The sequence below is a fragment of the Bacillus sp. SRB_331 genome (assembly GCF_003264175.1).
GTDB classification, from domain to species: domain Bacteria; phylum Bacillota; class Bacilli; order Bacillales; family Bacillaceae_G; genus Bacillus_A; species Bacillus_A mycoides.
Genome location: NZ_NADV01000021.1, coordinates 59631 through 79312, shown reverse-complemented (window position 1 = coordinate 79312; position 19682 = coordinate 59631). Strand labels below are relative to the sequence as shown.

Annotated in this window: 14 protein-coding genes and 1 riboswitch; of the genes, 12 read left to right on the top strand and 2 right to left on the bottom strand. The window is 35.9% G+C overall.

The annotated features are described in order from the left end of the window. Positions 1-96 precede the first annotated feature (96 nt). The 9 genes from dhbA (at position 97) to B5P42_RS14410 (ending at position 14905) form a co-directional block, all read left to right on the top strand. The gene (gene dhbA, locus B5P42_RS14450) at positions 97-882 is read left to right on the top strand and encodes a 2,3-dihydro-2,3-dihydroxybenzoate dehydrogenase (protein ID WP_002012767.1); all 786 of its coding nucleotides are present in this window, start codon (positions 97-99) and stop codon (positions 880-882) included. A gap of 26 nt (positions 883-908) precedes the next feature. Continuing rightward, positions 909-2108, top strand: a complete 1200-nt coding sequence (gene dhbC / locus B5P42_RS14445; RefSeq protein ID WP_016094091.1) for an isochorismate synthase DhbC — start codon at positions 909-911, stop codon at positions 2106-2108. Between the two features lie 12 nt (positions 2109-2120). Further along, the gene (locus B5P42_RS14440) at positions 2121-3737 is read left to right on the top strand and encodes a (2,3-dihydroxybenzoyl)adenylate synthase (protein ID WP_002192926.1); all 1617 of its coding nucleotides are present in this window, start codon (positions 2121-2123) and stop codon (positions 3735-3737) included. A 24-nt stretch (positions 3738-3761) separates the two neighbouring features. Beyond that, a complete protein-coding gene (locus B5P42_RS14435; protein WP_002012770.1) occupies positions 3762-4655 on the top strand; it encodes an isochorismatase family protein in 894 nt (297 codons plus the stop codon). A 33-nt stretch (positions 4656-4688) separates the two neighbouring features. Further along, the gene (locus tag B5P42_RS14430; protein WP_113734500.1) at positions 4689-11849 is read left to right on the top strand and encodes an amino acid adenylation domain-containing protein; all 7161 of its coding nucleotides are present in this window, start codon (positions 4689-4691) and stop codon (positions 11847-11849) included. Then, positions 11846-12070 carry an MbtH family protein gene (locus B5P42_RS14425; RefSeq protein WP_000184075.1) on the top strand — a complete coding sequence of 75 codons (225 nt, stop codon included), beginning with the start codon at positions 11846-11848 and terminating at the stop codon, positions 12068-12070. The genes B5P42_RS14430 and B5P42_RS14425 overlap by 4 nt, the downstream gene beginning before the upstream one ends. Next, positions 12070-13512: an MDR family MFS transporter gene (locus tag B5P42_RS14420; protein WP_113734499.1), complete on the top strand. Its 1443-nt coding sequence runs from the start codon at positions 12070-12072 to the stop codon at positions 13510-13512. Before B5P42_RS14425 ends, B5P42_RS14420 begins: the two co-directional genes overlap by 1 nt. Before the next feature lie 64 nt (positions 13513-13576). Next, positions 13577-14326, top strand: coding sequence for a 4'-phosphopantetheinyl transferase Sfp (gene sfp, locus B5P42_RS14415; RefSeq protein ID WP_113734498.1), 750 nt, complete (start codon positions 13577-13579; stop codon positions 14324-14326). Positions 14327-14362: 36 nt separating this feature from the next. Continuing rightward, positions 14363-14905 carry a hypothetical protein gene (locus B5P42_RS14410; RefSeq protein ID WP_002012778.1) on the top strand — a complete coding sequence of 181 codons (543 nt, stop codon included), beginning with the start codon at positions 14363-14365 and terminating at the stop codon, positions 14903-14905. A gap of 57 nt (positions 14906-14962) precedes the next feature. On the opposite strand, the gene B5P42_RS14405 is transcribed toward B5P42_RS14410, so the two are convergent. Then, on the bottom strand, positions 14963-15235 hold the full coding sequence (locus B5P42_RS14405) for an HU family DNA-binding protein (protein WP_002012780.1): 273 nt from the start codon (positions 15233-15235) through the stop codon (positions 14963-14965). Positions 15236-15439: 204 nt separating this feature from the next. Here B5P42_RS14405 and B5P42_RS14400 point away from each other — a divergent pair, with 204 nt between their 5' ends. Together B5P42_RS14400 and B5P42_RS14395 are read left to right on the top strand one after the other, a co-directional pair. Further along, positions 15440-16207, top strand: a complete 768-nt coding sequence (locus tag B5P42_RS14400; RefSeq protein ID WP_113734497.1) for a DUF3891 family protein — start codon at positions 15440-15442, stop codon at positions 16205-16207. Between the two features lie 14 nt (positions 16208-16221). Then, positions 16222-16752, top strand: a complete 531-nt coding sequence (locus tag B5P42_RS14395) for a DinB family protein (protein ID WP_113734496.1) — start codon at positions 16222-16224, stop codon at positions 16750-16752. A gap of 49 nt (positions 16753-16801) precedes the next feature. On the opposite strand, the gene B5P42_RS14390 is transcribed toward B5P42_RS14395, so the two are convergent. Next, entirely contained in the window at positions 16802-18169 is a 1368-nt protein-coding gene (locus tag B5P42_RS14390) for an alanine/glycine:cation symporter family protein (RefSeq protein WP_113734495.1), read from the bottom strand. Between the two features lie 107 nt (positions 18170-18276). After that, a riboswitch (glycine riboswitch) is annotated at positions 18277-18396 on the bottom strand. A gap of 435 nt (positions 18397-18831) precedes the next feature. On the opposite strand from B5P42_RS14390, the gene B5P42_RS14385 reads away from it, so the two are divergent. Further along, positions 18832-19650: a nucleotidyltransferase gene (locus B5P42_RS14385; RefSeq protein ID WP_113734494.1), complete on the top strand. Its 819-nt coding sequence runs from the start codon at positions 18832-18834 to the stop codon at positions 19648-19650. Positions 19651-19682 lie beyond the last annotated feature (32 nt).

Here is a 19682-nt window from a genome sequence, read left to right as displayed (position 1 = left end):
TAGTAAGTGTATTATTTTTTACATTGATAGTGATAATCGTTATCATTATCACTATTTGTTTAATTAGATCAATTTTCAAATGAAAGGATAGAGGAAATGAACTTAGGGGAATTTGATGGAAAAACGGTTTTAGTAACAGGTGCAGCTCAAGGTATAGGCAGTGTTGTTGCCAAAATGTTTTTAGAAAGAGGAGCTACAGTTATTGCGGTTGATCAAAATGAAGAGGGGTTAAACGTACTCTTAAATGAAAATGAATTAAATGAAACACGTATGAAAACATTTCATTTAGATGTGAGTGATAGTACCGCTGTTGAAGATATGGTAAACGGTATTGAAAATGATATAGCACCAATAGATATATTAATAAATGTTGCAGGGGTATTACGTATGGGACCAATTCACTCTTTAAGTGATGAAGATTGGAATAAAACCTTCTCTGTAAATTCTACAGGAGTTTTCTATATGTCTCGAGCAGTAAGTAAACATATGATGCAAAGAAGGTCAGGGGCAATTGTTACAGTTGGTTCAAATGCGGCAAATACTCCGAGAATGGAAATGGCTGCGTACGCTGCATCAAAAGCTGCAACGACAATGTTTATGAAGTGTTTAGGATTAGAGCTTGCAGCATACAATATTCGCTGCAACTTAGTTTCTCCTGGTTCTACTGAAACTGAAATGCAAAGATTACTATGGGCTGATGAGAATGGAGCTGAAAATATAATTGCTGGTTCTCAAAATACATATAGACTCGGTATTCCGTTACAAAAAATTGCACAACCTTCAGAAATTGCTGAAGCAGTATTGTTTTTAGCTTCTGATAAAGCGAGTCATATTACAATGCACAATTTATGTGTCGATGGCGGAGCTACATTAGGAGTTTAATAAAAAATTCAGGAGGTTTTAATACTATGAATGAACTTATAGCCGTAAAGGAACTGTCAGAAAAATTATTAGAAGATTATAAAACTGAATCTTCGTTCTTTTTCGCTTCACCAACTCGAACGATATTGACAGAAGGAGAGTTTACTACAGTAAAACATCATGAAATTGAAAGTTTTCCAGAACTTGTACAAGCGGTATTAAGTAATGCAAAACAAGCCGGAAATCCGAATCCTATCGTTGTTGGTGCTTTGCCTTTTGATCGTAGAAAAGAAGTTCAACTTATCGTACCAGAACATAGTAGAATTACTGAGCGTTTACAGTTAGAGACAACAAATGAGATAAAACGAAATGAGAAACTGACATTTGAAATGACACCGGTTCCAGCTCCTGAAGTTTATATGGATGGTGTGAAGCAAGGAATAGCAAAAATTCAGGACGGAGATTTAAGGAAAATCGTTCTATCCAGATCATTGGATGTTAAGTCTTCCGAGAAAATTGATCAACAAAAACTACTCCGTGAATTAGCGGAACATAATAAGCACGGCTACACATTTGCTGTTAATTTGCCGAAAGATGAAAACGAGTACAGTAAGACGTTAATTGGAGCAAGTCCTGAATTACTTGTTTCACGTCATGGTATGCAAGTAATTTCTAATCCGTTGGCTGGCTCAAGACCACGAAGTGAGGATCCAGTAGAAGATAAAAGAAGGGCAGAAGAATTACTTTCTTCTCCAAAAGATTTACATGAACATGCGGTAGTAGTTGAATCGGTTGCCGCTGCGCTTCGCCCTTACTGTCATATATTACATGTTCCAGAAAAACCCTCAGTTATTCATAGTGAAGCAATGTGGCATTTGTCTACGGAAGTGAAAGGTGAACTAAAGGACCCAAATACGTCTTCTTTAGAATTAGCAATTGCCCTTCATCCAACGCCAGCAGTTTGCGGAACTCCAATGGAAGAAGCGAGAGAGGCTATTCAAAAAATTGAGCCATTTGACCGTGAATTCTTTACAGGAATGTTAGGGTGGAGCGATTTAAATGGAGATGGCGAATGGATTGTTACAATTCGTTGTGCTGAAGTGCAAGAGAATACACTTCGCTTATATGCAGGTGCTGGAGTTGTTGCTGAATCAAAGCCAGAAGATGAGTTAGCAGAAACATCAGCTAAGTTCCAAACAATGTTGAAGGCTTTAGGGTTAAGAGATAATTCGCTGAATGAAAAATAGGGGGAAGAAAGAATGTTAATAGGTTATACGGAATGGCCAAAAGAATTTGCCAATCGCTATCGAGAAGAAGGGTGTTGGCTTGGAGAAACATTTGGTTCGATGTTAAAAGAACGCGCTGAAAAATATGGGGATCAAATTGCGGTTGTAAGTAGTAATACGCATATAACGTATAGTGAACTTGATAAAAAGGTAGATCGCTTAGCTTCAGGTTTACTGAATTTAGGAATAAAGAAAGAGGACCGAGTTGTAATCCAGTTGCCTAATATTATAGAGTTTTTCGAAATATGCTTTGCGCTATTTCGCATTGGAGCACTTCCTGTTTTTGCACTACCTTCTCATCGCAGTAGTGAAATTAGTTATTTTTGCGAGTTCGGTGAGGCGAGTGCTTACATTATTTCAGATAAGGCTCTCGGCTTTGATTACCGAAAACTAGCAAGAGAAGTGAAAGAGAAAGTTCCCGCTTTACAACATGTAATCGTAGTGGGGGAAGAAGAAGAATTCGTGAACATAACTGATCTTTATATGGATCCGATTCCGTTACCAGAAGTTCAGCCAAGTGATGTTGCGTTTCTCCAATTATCAGGAGGGACGACAGGACTTTCTAAATTAATTCCTAGAACACATGATGACTATATTTATAGTTTACGTGTTAGCGCTGACATTTGTAATTTAAATGCAGAAAGTGTCTATATGGCAGTTCTTCCAGTAGCACACAATTACCCGATGAGTTCTCCAGGGACATTTGGAACTTTTTATGCGGGTGGAAAAGTAGTATTGGCAACTGGAGGTAGTCCAGATGAGGCATTTGCTCTTATAGAAAAAGAAAAAGTTACGATTACAGCGCTCGTTCCACCATTAGCAATGATTTGGCTTGATGCAGCATCTTCCCGTAACGACGATTTATCGAGCCTGCAAGTTATTCAAGTAGGAGGTGCGAAATTTAGTGCCGAAGTTGCGAAGCGTATTCGCCCTACATTTGGATGTACGTTACAGCAAGTGTTCGGTATGGCAGAAGGGTTAGTAAATTACACAAGATTAAATGATCCTGAAGAAATCATTATTCATACGCAAGGTAGACCGATGTCTACATTCGATGAAGTAAGGGTTGTTGATGAAAATGATAACGATGTAAAACCCGGTGAAGTAGGAAGTTTATTAACAAGAGGGCCATATACAATTCGTGGTTATTATAAAGCGGAAGAGCATAATGCACGATCATTTACAAAGGATGGATTTTATCGTACAGGAGATCTTGTGAAAGTAAATGAACAAGGTTACATCATTGTAGAAGGAAGAGATAAAGATCAAATTAATCGTGGCGGGGAGAAGGTTGCTGCGGAAGAGGTTGAAAATCATCTATTAGCACATGATGCAGTACATGATGTAGCAATTGTATCTATGCCTGACGATTATTTAGGAGAACGCACTTGCGCTTTTGTTATCGCTCGTGGACAAGTCCTAACTGCAAACGAATTAAAAATGTTCTTAAGAGAACGTGGTATAGCAGCTTATAAGATTCCAGATCGAATTGAATTTATTGAATCATTCCCACAAACAGGTGTTGGAAAAGTAAGCAAAAAAGAATTACGTAAAGTCATTGCTGAAAAACTTATTACAGTAAAACAATAATAAAAATCGGAAGGAAGTGATTAGATGGCTATCCCATCTATTTCAGTATATAAAATGCCAATTGAATCAGAACTACCAAAAAATAAAGTGAATTGGACGCCAGATCCGAAACGTGCGGTTCTTCTAATCCATGACATGCAAGAATATTTTCTTGATGCATATAGCGATAAAGAATCGCCAAAAGTAGAACTAATTTCAAATATTAAGGTGATAAGAGAAAGATGCAAGGAACTTGGTATACCAGTTGTTTATACAGCGCAACCTGGTGGACAAACGTTAGAACAACGAGGGTTATTACAAGACTTTTGGGGTGACGGTATTCCTGCTGGACCAGATAAAAAGAAAATTGTCGATGAGCTTACTCCAGATGAGGATGATATATTCCTAACCAAATGGAGATATAGTGCATTTAAAAAGACGAATCTATTAGAAATTTTAAATGAGCAGGGAAGAGATCAACTTATTATTTGCGGTATTTATGCGCATATTGGCTGCCTTTTAACAGCTTGTGAAGCATTTATGGATGGTATAGAGCCATTTTTTGTAGCAGATGCAGTTGCTGATTTTTCACTAGAGCATCATAAACAAGCATTGCAGTATGCATCAAATAGATGTGCAGTAACGACATCAACAAACTTACTATTAAAAGATTTACAAAGTGTAAAAAGCGATGAGAGTGAAGGAATCACTTTACAGAAAGTACATGAACTAGTTGCACAACTACTCCGTGAGCCAGTAGAGAGTATTGAAGTTGATGAAGACTTATTAAATAGAGGACTTGATTCGGTCAGAATTATGAGTTTAGTAGAGAAATGGCGTCGCGAAGGGAAAGAAATCACTTTTGCAGATTTAGCAGAACGTCCAACTGTTGATGATTGGTACCGTTTACTATCTTCACAAGCAGCACAAGTGCTGTAACAAATAGACTACATAATAAAGGGGTAGTAAAGAATGCCTAATAGTCAAAAGATTCGTCATTCGTTATCATCTGCGCAGTCTGGTATGTGGTTTGCGCAACAATTAGATCCGCTTAATCCGATTTATAATACTGGGGAATATATAGAAATAAACGGAAATATTAATCATGAAATTTTCGAGTTAGCTGTACGTAAAGTGGTAAAAGAAGCAGAAGCACTTCATGTTCGTTTCGAAGAGGATGAAATTGGCCCATGGCAAGTTATTGAGGAATCGTCAACGTTTCATATGCATTTTATTGACGTTCGTAAAGAGGGAAATCCTGAAGAAGCTGCTAAAGTATGGATGAAAAATGATTTATCTGTACCGATAGATTTAAAAGAAGATAAATTATTTACTGAAGCATTTATTCAAGTTGAAAATAATCGTTTCTTTTGGTATCAGCGCATCCATCACATTGTGATGGATGGCTATGGATTTTCACTTCTTAGCCAAAAGGTAGCGAATGAGTATACATCACTTATAGAAGAAACAAATAAGAATGAAAAGCCATTTGGTTCTCTTGCAAAAATTGTACAAGAAGATAATGAGTATCGTGAATCTAAACAATTTCAGGAAAATCGTACTTTTTGGCTAGAAAAGTTTGCAGATGAACCGGAAGTTATAAGTTTAGCAGAACGAGCGCCGAGAACATCAAATGGATTTTTACGAGAAACTGCTTATTTATCAAATGCTAGTACGAAAACTTTACTAGAAGATATTAATATTTCGTTAACGAGTTGGCCCGAATTTGTTGTAGCTGTAACAAGTATTTATATGCATAAATTAACAGGTGCAAATGATATTGTTTTAGGTTTACCGATGATGGGGCGTCTTGGTTCTGTATCTATTCATACACCTAGCATGGTAATGAATTTAGTTCCACTTCGTCTAAAGTTAACTCCAAATATAACTTTTGCAGAATTAATACAGCAAGTTTCTAAAGAAATTCGAGACGTACGTCGTCATCATAAATATCGTCATGAGGAATTAAGAAGAGACTTAAAGTTACTAGGTGAAAATCAAAGGTTGTTTGGGCCGTTAGTGAATGTTATGCCTTTTGATTACGGGCTTAACTTTGCTGGAAATCGTGGTATTACACATAATTTATCAGCAGGACCTGTCGATGACTTATCGATTAATGTATATAAGCGCTTCGATGAAAATGAGTTAATGATTCATTTTGATGCGAATCCGGAAGTATATAGCGATACGGAACTAGCATTGCATAAAGAAAGATTTATGAATCTATTAGAATTAGTGATAAATAATTATCATAAAGACGAGCCGATTGGAAAAATAAACATTACTCTTCCTGAAGAAAATCATAAAGTTTTATTGGAATGGAATGAAACGAAGAAAGCTGAAGAGCTAATTAATCTACCTATATTATTTGAAAAACAAGTACAAAAAAATCCAAATAAAATAGCAGTTACTTGTAACGGGATAAAACTTACGTATAAAGAGCTAAATGAACGAGCGAATGAACTAGCACACTATTTATTAGAAGAAGGAATACGACCAAATCAGTTTGTTGCCTTAGTATTTCCAAGATCAATAGAAATGGTAGTTAGTATGCTAGCAGTCCTAAAGGCTGGTGCAACGTATTTGCCGATAGATCCAGAATACCCAGCCGAGCGAATTACTTATATAGTAAATGATGCAAATCCAGTTTGTATCATAACACATTCATCTGTTTCATCTACTTTAGTTATAGAAAATGATATTAAAAAAATCATATTAGATAGCGAAGAAACGAAAATAGCGTTAAAAACATATTCTCATATGAATATATCATTTAAAAATGATGAATCACTTTTAAACCAAGCTTATACAATTTACACTTCAGGATCAACTGGAAATCCAAAAGGTGTAATTGTTCCTATGAAAGGTTTAAGTAACTTCTTATTAGCTATGAAAGATATGTTTTCATTAAATGAAAACGATCATTTATTAGCAGTTACAACGTTTGCGTTTGATATTTCTGCTCTAGAAATTTATTTACCTCTTATTAGTGGTGCAAGTTTAACAATTGCACAAAAAGAGGTAATCCAAGAGCCTTCTGCGTTAACGACATTGTTACAAGAAGAAAGAGCGACAATTATGCAAGCTACACCGACGCTCTGGCAGGCGTTAATAACTGAATATCCAGAGAGGTTACAAAGGCTAAACGTACTCGTTGGCGGTGAAGCTCTTCCGGCACATTTAGCAAATAAATTAAAAGAATTAGGTTGCTCTATAACTAACTTATATGGACCAACTGAAACGACTATTTGGTCTACTTTCATAAATATTGATGACAGTGAAAATGGTATACCTCCTATTGGAAGACCAATTTGGAATACAGAAGTGTACGTTTTGGATGCAGGGTTACAGCCTGTTCCACCTGGAGTTATCGGTGAATTATATATTGCAGGAGAAGGACTTGCGAACGGATATTTAGGAAAACCAGCGTTAACGGCTGAACGGTTTGTTGCAAACCCTTATGGAAAAGCTGGAGCACGTATGTATCGCACAGGTGATCTTGTGAAGTGGCGTAAGGATGGTGTGTTAGAGTACATTAGTCGCGCAGATCATCAAATTAAAATTCGTGGTTTCCGAATTGAATTAGCTGAAATTGAAACGGTATTACAACGACATGAAAATATACAACAAGCAGTGGTAATGGTACGAGAAGATCGTCCAAATGATAAACGAATCATTGCGTATATCGTTGCCGAAGAGAAGGAAATGATTCATCTTTCAGAAATTCGCTCTTATGTTTCAGAAAGTTTAGCGAATTATATGGTACCATCAGCATTTGTTGTGCTAGAAGAATTACCATTAACACCAAATGGTAAGGTTGATAGAAAGAAATTACCTGCTCCTGATTTTAATGGAATGAACAATGAGAGAGTTGCTAGAAATCCGAAAGAAGAAATACTATGTGATTTATTTGCAGAAGTACTTGGTGTTTCGCGAATTAGTATAGATGATAATTTCTTTGAAATGGGTGGCCATTCGCTTCTTGCATCTCGTTTAATGGCAAGAATTCGTGAAACGTTAAGTGTAGAATTAGGAATTGGAAAGCTATTTGAATCACCAACTGTTGCTGAATTAGCGAACCAGTTGGATCGTGCAAAAAGCGCAAGACCAGCTATTAAGAAAGTAAGTAGGCCAAATGAAGTTCCACTTTCATTTGCACAGCGCAGGTTATGGTTCTTAAATTGTTTAGAAGGTCCAAGTCCTACTTATAATATTCCGTTAGTCATTCGTATGTCTGGAAAATTGAATGAGGAAGCACTGCAAGGTGCCTTTTATGATGTAGTTGAGAAACATGAAACACTTAGAACGATTTTCCCGAATTCACTTGGCAGTTCATATCAAAGAATTCTAGAAATGGATAAATTGAATTTAAAAATGATTATAACAAATACATGTAAGGATGAATTAGAAAGTACACTGTCTGAAGCTGTAAGATATAGCTTTAATCTTGATATCGAACCAGCAATTCGTTTGCAACTTTTTAAAGTGAGTGAAAACGAACATGTTTTACTATTTCTTTTGCATCATATTGTAGGAGATGGATGGTCATTACAAGCGTTAACGAGAGACTTTACAGCGGCTTATAAAGCACGATGTCAAGGTGATAGTGTTCAACTAGAAACCCTTCCAGTTCAATACGCAGATTATTCACTATGGCAACAACAGCTATTAGGTGATGAAACAAAACCAGACAGTATTATTTCAACACAATTAGATTTTTGGAAAGAAGAGTTAAAAGGTTTACCAGATCAAATGGAGTTACCTACAGATTACCAGCGCCCAATTGAAACTAGTTATCGCGGGGAAACAATTCATTTTCATTTAGATGAAGGTATGCATAGTAGGTTAGTGGAGCTCGCTCGTAAAAATGGAGTTAGTTTGTTTATGGTGTTGCAAGCAGGACTAAGTGCCTTATTTACAAGATTAGGTGCTGGAACTGATATACCATTAGGTAGTCCGATTGCTGGAAGAAACGACGATGTACTCACGGATATAGTTGGTTTATTTGTAAATACATTAGTGTTACGCACAAATACATCAGGAGATCCAAGTTTTAAAGAATTATTAAATAGAGTGAAACAGGTAAACCTTGCAGCTTATGAAAATCAAGATGTTCCATTTGAACGACTTGTTGAAGTGTTAAACCCAGTACGAACTCGAAATAGTCATCCGCTGTTTCAAGTTATGTTAGCTTTCCAAAATACGCCAGAAGCAACGTTTAATGTACCGGATTTAGAAGCGAGCCTTGAAATTCAAAGTGTTGGTTCTGCAAAATTCGATTTAACATTTGAAATTAGCGAGAGTAACAGAGTTGATGGTACTCCAAACGGCTTACACGGATTGTTAGAGTTTAGTACCGATTTATATAAACGTGAAACGGTTCAAAAACTAATAGAACGATTCATTCTATTATTAGATGATGCAGAGAAACATCCGGATCAATCAATTGGTAGATTAGAAATATTAACTTTAGCAGAGCGAAATACAGTTTTAGAAAAGTGGAATGGTGGTTTTCAAATTGTACCTGAAATGACATTGCCACAATTATTTGAAAAGCAGGCTCATGTAAATCAAAATTCTATTGCTGTCGTCTTTGAAGATGAAAAGCTAACTTATGAAGAGTTAAATAGAAAAGCGAATAAAATAGCTCGTTTGTTAATAGCGAAAGGAATCGGTCCTGATCAACTTGTTGCTTTAGCGATGCCGAGATCTTTAAATATGGTTGTAAGCTTACTTGCTGTTCTTAAAGCTGGTGCGGGATACCTTCCGTTAGATCCGGATTATCCGTCAGATCGTATCTCATTTATGCTACACGATGCGAAACCATCATGTGTTTTAACAAATTCAGATGTGGAAATTGAATGTGATGAGGCACTAAAGATTTTAGTTGATGATGTGAACGTAATAGAAGAAATTGAGAAGTATAGTGAAGACAATATAGATGAAATGGAGCGCATGAAGCCATTATCTCCTTCACATATTGCTTACGTTATTTATACGTCAGGCTCAACAGGTAGACCGAAAGGGGTTATGATACCTCATCAAAATGTAGTAAGACTTTTAGGAGCAACTGATCATTGGTTCCAATTTGACGCAGACGATGTGTGGACGATGTTCCATTCATACGCTTTTGATTTCTCGGTTTGGGAAATTTGGGGACCTTTATTATATGGAGGGCGTTTAGTTGTAGTACCACATACTGTAAGTCGCTCGCCGAAAGAATTTTTACAGCTTCTTGTTAAGGAAAAGGTTACTGTTTTAAACCAAACTCCATCAGCGTTCTATCAATTGATGCAAGCAGATCGTGAAAATGAAGAGGTTGGTCAAAAATTATCTTTACGATATGTTGTTTTTGGCGGAGAAGCACTTGAACTAAGTCGATTAGAAGATTGGTATAGTCGTCATCCTTATAACGCACCGAAGCTTATTAATATGTACGGAATAACGGAGACGACAGTACATGTTAGTTATATTGAATTAGATGAAAGTATCGTATCTTTACGAGCAAATAGTTTAATCGGGTGCAGTATACCGGATCTTAAAGTATACGTATTAGATAACTATTTACAACCGATGCCACCTGGAGTAGTTGGAGAAATATATGTTGCAGGTGCAGGGCTCGCTCGTGGATATTTAGGAAGAGCAGGATTAACTGCTGAACGTTTTATCGCAGATCCATTTGGTAAGCCAGGTACAAGAATGTATCGTACAGGAGACCTAGCGCGCTGGCGTCAAGATGGGACGTTAGATTATATAGGACGTGCAGATCATCAAATTAAAATTCGTGGATTCCGAATTGAATTAGGGGAAATAGAAGCGGTAATAATGAAACATCCTAAAGTTGAACAAGTAGCTGTTATTGTACGGGAAGATCAACCAGGGGATAAACGATTAGTTTCTTATATCGTCGCATCAAATAATGAAACGATCGATACGAATGAAATGCGTCAGTATGTGGGAGGTAGTTTGCCAGATTATATGGTTCCATACGCTTTTGTAGTAGTAAATGAGTTACCTTTAACTCCAAACGGTAAATTAGATAGAAAGGCATTGCCAGCTCCAGAATTTATTGCATCATCTTCTAGCCGCGGACCGAGAACACCGCAAGAAGAAATGTTATGTGACTTGTTTACAGAAGTTTTAAGTGTGTCTCAAATTGGAATTGATGATGGATTCTTTGATCTTGGTGGTCATTCACTTCTTGCAGTGCAGCTGATGAGTCGCATTAAAGAGGCACTTGGAGTTGAACTAAATATCGGAACTTTATTTGCAGCACCTACTGTTGCAGGGCTTGCTGAAAGACTTGAAATGGGGAATGGTCAAAGTGCACTTGATGTGTTGCTTCCATTACGAGCAAGCGGAGATCAATTACCACTATTTTGTGTACATCCAGCAGGTGGATTAAGTTGGTGCTATGCAGGACTTATGAAATCTTTAGGAACAGATTATCCAATCTATGGTGTACAAGCACGTGGTATCGCTGAAAATGAAGAACTTCCAAAAAGCTTAGAGGAGATGGCGGCGGATTATTTAAAACACGTTCGTGAAATACAGCCTCACGGACCATATCGTTTACTCGGATGGTCGCTTGGAGGAAATGTTGTTCATGCTATGGCGGCGCAACTTCAAAATGAAGGGGAAGAAGTAGAATTACTCGTTATGCTGGATTCGTATCCTGGTCACTTCTTACCGAATACGGAAGCACCTACTGAAGAAGAAGCGTTAATCGCATTACTTGCTTTAGGTGGATATGATCCAGATAACATGGATGGTAAACCACTTACTATGGAAAGTGCGGTTGCAATACTTCGCAAAGATGGAAGTGCATTAGCAAGTCTTGAGGAAGAGACTATTTTAAACTTGAAAGAAACATATGTAAATTCAGTAGGGTTGTTAGGGAAATACGTGCCAAAAGTTTATAACGGGGATATTTTATTCTTTAGATCTACTGTTATACCAGACTGGTTTGATCCTATTTCTCCAAATACGTGGCTAAATTATTTAGACGGGGAAATCGTGCAGCATGACATTGATTGTAGACATAAAGATTTATGTCAGCCAGGTCCACTTACAGAAATTGGACAAGTGCTAGCGAAATATTTGCAGAATAAGAAAGGGGTAAGTAAAGTATGACGAATCCATTTGAAAATGATAATTACACATATAAAGTATTAATGAATGAGGAGGGCCAGTATTCTCTCTGGCCTGCCTTTCTCGATGTACCAATTGGATGGAATGTCGTACATGAAGAAGCTAGCAGACAAGTTTGCTTAGAATACGTTGAAGTTAACTGGAATGATTTAGAGCCGAAAAAAAATCAAATTAGCGAAAAAATATTAGTAGGAAAACAATAATGAAAGTAAAAATAAATCCAAAAGTAGTTGTAAGCATCGTTTATATAACAGCGATGTTTATGGCTGCGATGGATGCAACGATTGTGAATGTAGCACTGCAAACGATAAGCAAAGAACTGCAAGTACCCCCATCTGCAATGGGGACAGTAAATGTTGGGTATTTAGTTAGCTTAGCTGTTTTTCTTCCGATTTCTGGTTGGTTAGGCGATCGTTTTGGTACGAAAAAAGTATTTTTAACTGCCCTTTTCGTTTTTACAATTGCATCTGCATTATGTGGAATTGCGAATGATATTACTTCATTAAACATTTTTCGTATCATTCAAGGTGCTGGTGGCGGGCTTTTAACACCAGTCGGGATGGCGATGTTATTCCGAACATTTTCACCAGAGGAAAGACCAAAAATTTCTCGATTTATTGTACTTCCAATTGCTGTAGCACCAGCGATCGGACCAATTATTGGTGGTTTCTTTGTAGATCAAATGTCTTGGCGCTGGGCATTTTATATTAATCTGCCGTTTGGTATCATTGCGTTGCTATTTGGACTTCTATTTTTAGCAGAGCATATTGAAAAATCGGCTGGTCGTTTTGATTCTCTCGGTTTTGTTCTTTCAGCACCAGGTTTTGCGATGCTCATCTATGCACTCAGTCAAGGGCCGTCAAAAGGTTGGGTTTCTCCAGAAATAATAAGTACTGGGATAGCTGGGATTGTATTCATTTCACTGTTTATAATTGTAGAACTTAAAGTAAAGCAACCGATGTTAGATTTACGCTTATTAAAAGAACCCGTTTTTAGAAAAATGAGTCTCATATCCTTGTTTTCATCTGCTGGTTTACTTGGAATGCTATTTGTTTTTCCGCTTATGTATCAAAATGTAATCGGAGTTTCTGCGCTGGAATCAGGTCTTACGACATTCCCAGAGGCGATTGGATTAATGATTTCTTCGCAAATTGTACCATGGACGTATAAGAAATTTGGGGCTCGAAAAGTAATCTCTATTGGATTAATAAGTACCGCGGTTATATTTATTTTATTAAGTTTTGTAAATCATGATACGAATCCATGGCAAATACGAGCGTTATTGTTTGGTATAGGTATTTTCTTAGGGCAGTCTGTCGGTGCAGTTCAATTTTCTGCTTTTAACAATATCACGCCACCTTCTATGGGTAGAGCAACTACTATATTCAATGTACAAAACCGACTAGGATCTGCAATAGGAGTTGCTGTTTTAGCTAGTATACTATCTGGTTTTGGAAGTAATAACGTACAGAATAATGTACAGTCAGATTTCTTACCATATCAAGCAGCATTAATTGGATCAGCAATATTTTTACTCATAGCATTACTATTTTCTTTACGTATTTCCGATAAAGAGGTAATGTCAAAGAAGAATAAAAAGCCGTTATCTGTATTACAAAAAGAGAAAGAAGTTGTAAATGAATGAGTTGCAGCATGCTAATACTCTTTTAAAATAAAGTAATATTGGCATTTAAAAGGAGAGAGTTTACATGATAGAGAGTAAAGTTGTAGATTCTGTACCAACTCTTAATGAGAATAGTTGTCAAATATGGTGGGCAAGAATTTCAGATTTACAATCATGGCATTACAATTTACTAAATAATGTAGAGCGAGAGAAAGCAAATTCATATCATCATTCGGCAGACCGTGCGCGTTTTATAATAGGTTGTGTAATTAGTAGATTAGTACTTGGAAAGGTACTTTCTATGTCGCCAGTTCAAGTGCCAATTGATCGAATGTGCCCAGTATGTAAATTACAACATGGCAGACCACAGTTACCAGAAGGGATGCCGCAAATATCAGTCTCACATTCGGGTGAGTGGGTTGTTGTTGCATTTACTAAATCTGCACCTGTGGGTGTTGATGTTGAGCAAATGAATCCAAATATAGATGTTATGAAAATGGCAGAGGGCGTATTAACAGACATTGAAATAGCACAAGTTATGAAATTACCTGATGAGCAGCGACTAGAAGGATTTTTAACATATTGGACTCGAAAAGAAGCAGTGCTGAAAGCGACAGGTGAAGGACTATTGATTCCACCAGTAGAAATTACAGTATCAGCTCCAAATGACCCTCCAAAATTGTTGATTTTTAAAGATAGACAAGAGTTAGCAGAAAATACAATGATGGAAGATGTAAGACCTAGTTTAGATTATATGGCTTCCATTGCAATATTTAGTAAAGAAGTAACTGAAATTACGCAGTTAGACGCGGGATTGCTATTAAATCATCGTTAATTTTTAATAAAATTTCTTATAGAAGAGGTGTTCCTCATGTTAGTAGCGGAAAATAGAAAAACTGAATTAACTTATAATGTACAGGCAATTAAAGATATGTTGTTTTCTAGAAATACGTCATCTATTCTAGCTTTAGAAAAACTTGTAAAAGATACAGTTCAGTTTGATGTACTTGAACAGGAAGCGCTCGATAGACAATACATTCCGAAAGAAGCAAAGAATTTCTTTGATAAAAACGGAACATTTCTTTATCGCGTATCTAATGTTAGTTATAAAGGTAAGGTGTTATCTGAAAATCTAATTTTTGCAGACACTTCGTTTTTACCGGATACAATAAAGAGTGAATTAGAGAGTGGAAATATTCCTGTTGAAAACCTTATAGAAAAGATGGAAGTAAGAAGAAACGTATTATATGAAGGATATCAGCCATCTGGAAATATTATCGAATTGTTTGATGGATGTTCTGTTGCGGCGAATGTTTATCCAACTAGAAAATATCAAATTGTAAGTAACTGCAAATGTGTATTTTATATTTGTGAAGTGTATCATGCAGAGAATATAAAGGAACTGCTTAAATAAACAATAAACAATAAACAATAAACAAGAAACCAGCCTATAAAATGGCTGGTTTCTTGTTTATTTAACAGCTTCTTTTAATTCTTTTCCTGCTTTAAATGCTGGAACTTTACCAGCAGCAATCTGAATTTCTTCTCCAGTTTGCGGATTACGCCCTGTACGAGCAGATCTTTCACGCACTTCAAAAGTTCCAAAGCCGATTAGTTGCACTTTATCGCCAGATTGTAATGCATTAGCAATTGTGTCAAATACGGATTGTACAGCTGCAGAAGCATCCTTTTGAGAAATATCAGCTGATTGTGCTACATTTTTAACTAATTCTGTTTTGTTCATGTTTTCACCTCATAAAAAATTTTTTAGAATGAATGTTTTAGTATAATGGTTAGTAAAGATAAAGCTAACTTTGTGATTAGAAAGAATGCTGTATATTTATGTTAATTTCGTTGAAAGAAACTGAATCCCTGCTAATATTTAGGGATTAATTAAGAATTGATGCATACAACAAGCTGTAATATGAGGATGAGGGGGAATATACGGATGATTTTTCGTGAAAAGAATGAGAAAGAAAGTATATTAATTCGTCAACATGATCATGGTTTTTTAGCTGGTGAAATTGCAAGACATATAATAGAAGATTTTTTTGAAGAAAAAATATACTTAAAAGAGACAATTGATGCTATATATGAGCATGATAGAGGATGGATAGAGCTTGATAAAGTACCAATTTTGAATGATACTAAAAATATTCCATATACATTTATGGATTGTCCAAGTTCATTACGCTTTGTTTTTTATACGATTGGTTTGAATGCAATTGAAGAGTCAAATCCATACGGGGCGCTACTTTGTAGTAAGCACTTTTTATCATTTTCATTAAATGAGGAAGATGAAGAGATGATGTCTTTTTATAAAAATGAATTGGAACGACAAAAAAGAATTTTGAAAACGTTAACAAAAGAACAATATGCGATGTTTGATAAACATTATAGATTATTAAAGTTTTGTGATGAACTTTCTTTATATGTATGTATGAATAAACCTGGTGTAAAAAAGAAAGATGAGATTGATTTATTTAAAGAGGGTTTTGAAGGAACAGAAATGTTTAATAGTAAGGGGGAGAAGCCTATTCAAGCTGAATGGGTGGATGAAGAAACAATTCAAATTACATCGTTTCCATTTAAAACGGAATTTTATACATATGTAAAATATAAAACTATAAATAAACATGAAGTTAAAGAAAAAGGGATTGTAAAAGCTGATAGAGAATCGGAAATGAAGAAGCAAAACATTCGTTTCATACAATAAGGAGGAGATTTAGATTGAAAGATTACATGTTAAAACAGTTTGATTACCATGCTTGGGCTAATACACGATTATTCAACCGACTAAAAGAGTTACCAAACTATGAGACAATTTTTAATGAACAGATACAGAGTGTATTCCCATCAATTAAGGATACTTTTGTACATATTTATATTACAGATCAAGTGTGGTTACACATATTGCATGGTAAAAGTATGAGTGAAGTAATACAAGACCGAGAAAAATTACGAAAACAAATCGAAACTAAATCGTTACATGAATTAGAAAAAATGTTTGAAAACATGGCAAATCAATATAAAGAATTTTTAAGTAGAATACAAGACGTAAATACTGTATTTGTTATTGAGAACCAATATGCAGGTGCATTAGACACTTCCATTTTAGAGTTAGTGCAACACGTCGTAAATCATGGTACATATCATAGAGGGAATATAACAGCAATGATCCGTCAACTTGGTTATTCATCTACAATGATGGATTTTGTACTTTATTTACATATGGTTCAGGAGGGAAAGGAATTGAAATAGAGAAAAAAGGAATGGCTTATTATAAATGAGCCATTCCTTTTTTTAGTGATTAACTTGCCTGTTTTTTATGACTTTCTTTCAATTTCTCTGCTTGTAAAAAGCGATTCGTTTCAGCGACAACAATACCACTTAATCCGATTAGACCAATTAAGTTTGGAATCGCCATAAGTCCATTTGCAATATCGGCAAATGTCCATACGACACCTAGCTTTAAATTAGCACCTATTGCAATCATAACGATAAAGATTGCTTTATAATATCGTACAGCACCTTGTCCGAATAAATAAGCTACACACTTCTCTCCGTAATACGACCAACCTAAAATAGTAGAGTAGGCGAATAATATAATGGCGATACCGAGAATCATACTACCAGCAGTACCGAATACGGATTGGAATGCTAATGTTGTAGCTTCAACACCAGTTTTACCTGATTTCCATGCGCCTGTAGAAATTAATACTAGCCCCGTAATTGTACATACAATAAATGTATCTAGAAAAGTACCAGTCATAGAAACTAAAGCTTGTTTTGCAGGTGAATCTGTTTTGGCAGCAGCCGCAGCAATAGGAGCACTTCCTAAACCAGCCTCGTTCGCAAATACACCACGTGCCATTCCTATTTGAATTGCAGATGCAACTGTTGCTCCGATAAAACCACCAGCAGCTGCAGTACCTTGAAATGCACCAGAAAAAATAAGTGAAAATGCTTCTGGAATTTGATCAAAGTGATAGAAAATAATAATAAGGCCAGCGATTATATAAAAGAATGCTTTAATAGGAACGATATATCCAGTAACTCTACCAATCTTTTTTACACCGCCCAAAATAACGATAGCGATTAAGAATGACATGAGTATACCAGTTAATGCAGGAGGGAAAGAAAAATTGATTCGCATTGCCTCTGCAACTGAATTAGATTGAACCATATTACCGATACCGAAAGAAGCAGCTGTGCCGAATATAGCGAATAAAACAGCCAGCCATTTTTTCCCTAAACCACGTTCTAAATAATACATTGGTCCACCGGAGTATTCACCATTTTCATTACTAACACGGTATTTCACCGCAAGGATTGCTTCGGCATACTTTGTTGCCATTCCAAATAAAGCAGTAATCCACATCCAAAAGATTGCGCCGGGTCCACCGATTGTCACAGCAGTTGCGACACCTGCTATATTTCCCATACCAATCGTTGCAGCCATAGCTGTCATCAGTGCTTGGAAGTGACTAATATCTCCAGAAGATGATGTATCCTCTGATTTTTTAAAAGCTAGTTTGTGAGCGTATATTAGTTTACTAAATTGTAAACCTTTTAAGCGCACTGTGAGAATGATACCAGTTCCAACGAGTAGCAACAAAGTTGGTAACCCCCACACATACTGATTAATTTGTTCTAATACTTTACTTACTGTCTCCATCTGTATTCTCCTTTTTTAGAAAAAATAAAAACCACTTCAAGGAAATGAAATGGTCTCTGGAGAAACAAGGGATAGAAAAATAAACCGATACAAATCGGCATTTTCTTTCGCTTGTCTCTGTCCTTTTACCTGAGAGATTATCCGCTAGATTAGCGGATTTGCTCCTTCGGTGCTCGTTTTCCTCCGCGCTATATTAAGCGAGAGGGAGTCTCTCCAGAGATTCGTCCCCATGCAGTTCTACTTGTAAACAAGACCTGAGAGTTTCAAAGTTGGTTCAGCAACTTTTTGCCCCGTCGGTAGATCAATAGACCTTCTCCTGAATGGTTCATCCGAATTATAAAATTAAAAACTTAAACGCATTGATTCTGTATAGAATCAATAAAAACATTATAGATATACAATTAGTGAAATGCAATCATTTTTTATTTTGAAATAGTAAATAAACTTATTTTTTTGATATTCCTAATTTATCTTCTATTTTATGATCTCAGGAGAGATTACTTATTATATATTCGAAAAATGAATGGTGATAAAAGAGATAGGACGTAACAATGTAGGATTCTTTATGTCTTACTTTCAAATTTTCAATTCTGAATTATTTGAATTATAATTGTTGTATGTGTGGAATAAACCAATATTTTATAGGGAAATGAGTTGATAAATTGCCAAGAATAAAAAAAATAGGGCGTTTTTGTCCTGTGGATGATGAAGGATTTATTATAAACGATGCACATTTTAATAAAATTCAGCCTGTGTTTTTGGAGGTAATACAAGAAATAAAGGATACTTGTTGTCAATTTTTGCGGGATGATTTGCACAGTGTTTATATAAGAGGTTCTATTCCAAGAGGGATTGGGATAGAAGGGGTTGCAGATGTAGATATGATTATATTAGTTCGAAAGAGTCCTCAAGTAATTGACTTAAGCTGGAGAAAGGAGCTAGAAGTCCAAATTACACAGCAGTTTAATTGTATATCAGGAGTGGAGTTAAGTTTTTATAGTGAAAAAGAAGTAATAAACTCAGAGGATTTTTCTTTTATAGGATTTATGATTCAGACACATAGTGTATGTATATTAGGTGAAGACGTAAAATTATATTTACCTAAATATAAAGTAAGTCAGGAGATAGTGTATGAACATCTCATTCATTTGCGGAAACAAATTGAACAAACACACGAAGAGTTAATTCATAATAAGGACGTAGATGATATAGAGGATTGTTGTCGTTGGATCATGAAGATTGTAGTCAGGGCAGGTCTAGCATTAACAATTGATAGAGAAGGGCTGTATTCCAGGGACTTATATCCAGCATATGAGTTATTTAGTAAGCATTTTCCCGAACAAGAAAAAAATATGAGGAAAGCACTACAATATGTAATTGAACCGATAAAAGATATAGAAGAAATCTTATCATTTTTAGATACGTTTGGTGATTGGTTGATAGAAAAAGCAGAGGATTCTTTGAAAAATATACAAATTTAATAAACTATAATTTCATTATGTAAACAGATTGT